This is a genomic window from Blautia sp. ZXY-1-C6 (assembly GCF_056339875.1).
The window spans coordinates 1-2799 of the sequence record NZ_JBWJVQ010000107.1 but is presented as its reverse complement, the minus strand read 5'-3'; the positions used below and the strand labels follow the sequence as shown (position 1 = coordinate 2799).

At 43.2% G+C, this 2799-nt stretch carries 2 protein-coding genes and 1 pseudogene; all 3 read left to right on the top strand.

Translation table 11 applies throughout. The features are described 5' to 3' along the window. Window positions 1–118: 118 nt before the first annotated feature. Window positions 119–1541, top strand: a pseudogene (gene hydG / locus AC075J_RS03985) ([FeFe] hydrogenase H-cluster radical SAM maturase HydG). Between the two features lie 52 nt (window positions 1542–1593). After that, window positions 1594–2094 (top strand): GTPase, encoded by a 501-nt coding sequence (locus AC075J_RS03980; protein ID WP_476390040.1) that lies wholly within the window; start codon window positions 1594–1596, stop codon window positions 2092–2094. Further along, the coding region (gene hydF, locus AC075J_RS03975) for a [FeFe] hydrogenase H-cluster maturation GTPase HydF (protein WP_476390039.1) at window positions 2034–2799 on the top strand (766 nt) is incomplete at its 3' end. The genes AC075J_RS03980 and hydF, both read left to right, overlap by 61 nt.

Sequence of the window (2799 nt, the reverse complement as noted above, 5' to 3'; positions counted from 1 at the left end):
TCACTCCTGAATAACTTAAGCATCCGCGATAAGCGGAACATAAAACTGAATATAGAAAAAACTAATCGGAAAGCGGCAGATAAGGAAGCCCCTGACCGAAAAGAAAGGAAACAAATCTATGTATAATCCAAAATCATTAAAAGCAGAGAGAATTTATTTCCGACGAAGAGATCAGAGAAACCCTTGCATATGCAGATGCAAACAAAGAAAATGTGGCGCTGATCGACCAGATCCTTGCGAAGGCAAAAGAATGTAAAGGACTTACCCACAGAGAAGCCTCTGTCCTTCTTGCCTGTCCCATTCCTGAGAAGATTCAGAAGATGTATGATCTGGCAGCGGAGATCAAGAAAGAATTCTACGGAAACAGAATCGTTCTGTTTGCCCCTCTGTATCTTTCCAACTATTGCGTAAACGGCTGTGTGTACTGTCCGTATCATAAGAAAAATCAGCATATTGCCCGCAAAAAACTTACTCAGGAAGAAATTGTAAAAGAAGTAACTGCCCTTCAGGATATGGGACATAAACGTCTTGCTATTGAAGCCGGAGAGGATCCGATCAATAATCCCATTGAGTACATTCTGGAATGCATCCAGACAATCTACAGCATTAAACATAAGAATGGTGCCATTCGACGTGTCAATGTAAATATTGCTGCCACAACTGTGGAAAATTACAGGAAATTAAAAGATGCAGGAATCGGTACCTACATTCTTTTTCAGGAGACTTATCATAAAGAAAGTTACGAAACACTTCATCCAACAGGTCCGAAACATAACTATGCCTATCATACAGAAGCAATGGACCGCGCAATGGAAGGTGGCATTGATGATGTAGGACTGGGTGTATTATTTGGTCTTGAACTTTACAGATATGAGTTTGCCGGGCTTCTGATGCATGCGGAACATCTTGAGGCAGTTCATGGAGTAGGTCCTCATACTATCAGTGTGCCTCGTATCAAACATGCGGATGATATTGATCCTTCTGCTTTTGATAACAGTATCAGTGATGAAATTTTTGCCAAAATCTGTGCACTGATCCGGATTGCTGTGCCATATACGGGAATGATCATTTCCACAAGAGAAAGTAAAGCAGTTCGTGAAAAAGTACTTCCTCTGGGAGTTTCTCAGATCAGCGGTGCCTCCAGAACAAGTGTTGGCGGGTATGACGTTCCTGAAACAGAAGATGAAGTGACATCTGCACAATTTGACGTCAGTGACCAGAGATCTCTGGATGAAATCGTTAACTGGCTGATGGGTATGGGAGATATCCCAAGCTTCTGTACTGCCTGTTACAGAGCAGGAAGAACAGGTGACCGTTTTATGTCTTTGTGCAAAAGTAAACAGATTTCTAACTGCTGCCATCCCAATGCGCTGATGACATTGATGGAATATCTCCAGGATTATGCAAGCCCTGAGACGAAAAAAGTCGGACTGGAGCTGATTCAAAAAGAACTGGAAAATATCCCGGGCGAAAAGATAAGGAAACTCACAGAGGAACACCTTGCAGATATTGTAAACGGACAGAGAGATTTCCGATTCTGACATTCTCTGCACTTTTAACGATCAATAACAACACCTGAAAGAAGGGATTAATATGGCAGTGACATTGAACGAAACACCTTCCGGAAACCGTCTGCATATCGGAATCTTTGGCAAAACCAACAGTGGAAAATCCTCATTTATCAATACTTTTTCCGGGCAGAAAGTATCTATTGTTGCGGATGTTGCCGGAACTACCACAGATCCTGTATACAAATCAATGGAAATCTATCCTCTTGGTCCCTGTGTCCTCATCGATACGGCAGGATTTGATGATGAAGGAGAACTGGGTGCATTACGAATAGAAAAAACCAGTCTGGCTGCACAGAAAACTGAACTGGCGATCATCCTTATCTGTGGGGATGAAATGGTACAGGAATTAAAATGGTATAACTATTTTAAGAAACGGCAGACACCGGTAATCCCGGCGCTTGGTAAAGCTGTATCTATATACACAGGAACAAAAAGAATATCTGATTCAGATGATTCAGAAAAATGCAGGAGAAACAGTCTGTCCTGTCGAGTTCTGGAACGGCAGAGGCAATCCGGGAACTAAAAGAGCTTCTGACAGAAAAAATCCCGGAAGGCTACGGTAACAGAATGATCGCCGGGAATCTGGTTTCCAAAGATGATCTGGTACTCCTTGTAATGCCACAGGATATCCAGGCACCAAAGGGACGGCTGATCCTGCCCCAGGTACAGACTCTACGAGAACTGCTGGATAAAAGATGTCTCATAATGAGTGTAACTACTGACCGGTATCCGGCTGCATTGCAGACTCTTTCCAGACCACCGAAGCTGATCATCACAGATTCTCAGGTGTTCCCATACATCTATGAGAACAAACCAAAAGAGAGCATGCTTACTTCCTTTTCTGTACTGTTTGCGGCATACAAGGGAGATCTTTCTTACTACATAGAGGGAGCAAAAGCAATTGACAGTCTGAAAGAAACTTCTCATGTACTGATTGCCGAATGCTGCACACATGCACCTCTGAAAGAGGATATTGGCAGAGTGAAAATTCCCCGGATGCTGAAAAAACGATTTGGAGAAAACCTGCAGGTAGAGCTGGTAAAAGCGGAACCGATTTTCCGGATGATCCTTACCGAATATCATCTGATCATCCAGTGCGGAGCATGTATGTTTAACCGGAAATATGTGATGTCCCGCATCGACAGGGCAAAGAAGCAACAGGTACCTGTGACCAATTACGGGATAACCATCGCACATCTTACCGGAATACTGGATCATGTGGCATTGC

What these genes read in the sequence shown, in the direction of transcription:
- AC075J_RS03980 (WP_476390040.1), top strand. Translation starts at nt 1,594, where the DNA reads ATGGCAGTGACATTGAACGAAACACCTTCCGGAAACCGTCTGCATATC.